The following is an 888-nucleotide window of genomic DNA, read 5'->3' as shown; positions in this document are numbered from 1 at the left end:
CGACACCGAGGCCCTTGCCGCCGCGCAGCGCTATGCCGCGCGCATCGCCCCCGGCGCGGCCCAGCGCGACCGCGAGCGCCTGCTGCCCTGGGACGCGCTGGACGATTTCGTCGCCACCGGCCTGTGGGCGATCACGGTGCCGCGCGAGTACGGCGGCCCGGGCGTATCGGCCGGCACGCTGGCCGAGGTCACGGCGCTGGTCAGCGCGGCCGACGGCTCCATCGGCCAGATTCCGCAGAACCATTTCTACGCACTGGAGGTGCTGCGCGTGGGCGGCACCGACGCGCAAAAGCGCTTCTTCTACGGCCGCGTGCTGGCGGGCGATCGCTTCGGCAATGCGCTGGCGGAGATCGGCCACCAGGACTTCCAGCGCCGCACCCGCCTGGTGCCGGATGGCGAGGGCTTTCGGGTGCAGGGGCGCAAGTTCTATTGCACCGGGGCGCTCTATGCGCACTGGATTCCCACGCTGGTCGTGGCCAGGGAAGACGGGCGCGATGTCACCTACCTCGCCTTCGTTCCACGCACCGCCGAGGGCGTGCACGTCACCGACGACTGGGACGGCTTCGGCCAGCGCGTGACGGGCAGCGGCTCGGTGCAGTTCGACGACGTGCGGGTCGAGGCCGAATGGGTCGTGCCGTTCCTCGCATCTTTCGAGCGGCCCACCCCCATCGGCCCGCTGGCGCAGATTCTCCACGCGGCCATCGACCTGGGGCTGGCGCGGGGGGGCCCTCGCGGCCACGCTGCCCTTCGTGCGCGAGCATGCCCGGCCCTGGATCGATGCGCGCGTGGAGCGCGCCGCCGACGACCCGCTGCTCATCCAGCAGGTGGGCGAGACCGCCGTGCGGCTGCGCGCGGCCGAGCCTGTGCGCCGCGCCGCGGCTTCGTCGA

General features: G+C 73.0%; 1 pseudogene. It reads left to right on the top strand.

From position 1 onward, the window contains the following. Positions 1-888 (top strand): annotated as a pseudogene (locus AC27IO_RS24870) (acyl-CoA dehydrogenase family protein); the annotation flags it as partial.

The sequence above is a fragment of the Acidovorax sp. KNOB132 genome, assembly GCF_057541515.1.
The sequence above is the reverse complement of the archived record's forward strand: the minus strand, read 5'-3'. Positions and strand labels throughout refer to the sequence as shown.